The sequence below is a fragment of the Mesorhizobium sp. M2E.F.Ca.ET.219.01.1.1 genome, assembly GCF_004016445.2.
GTDB lineage: Bacteria > Pseudomonadota > Alphaproteobacteria > Rhizobiales > Rhizobiaceae > Mesorhizobium.
Window position 1 is genome coordinate 1 of record NZ_SADT02000276.1, and the last position, 285, is coordinate 285.

Sequence of the window (285 nt, forward strand, 5' to 3'; positions counted from 1 at the left end):
TCCGGCGGCCGCTCGCGGCCGTCCTTCAGATGGCAGTTCTGGCAGGCGCGCTCGTTGAACAGCGGCCCAAGGCCGTCCGATGCCTGGGTCGAGGAGGGTGAGGACACCCAGTTCTTGCGGAAAAGCGCATTGCCGAGCCTGAAGGTGCCTTCTTCCTCGAAGGTGATGTTGGCGGAGGGCTGCGAGAAGGCGTCGCGGCTGACGTCCTTGCGCGACGTGCCGGCGCCACCCTGCATCAGCTCGAACGGCTCGGGTTTGGAGAAATCCGCGGTTGGCCTGGTGACG

General features: G+C 66.3%; 1 protein-coding gene. It reads right to left on the reverse strand.

From position 1 onward, the window contains the following. The coding region (locus EN862_RS35815) for a di-heme oxidoredictase family protein (RefSeq protein WP_281035879.1) at positions 1 to 285 on the reverse strand (285 nt) is incomplete at both ends.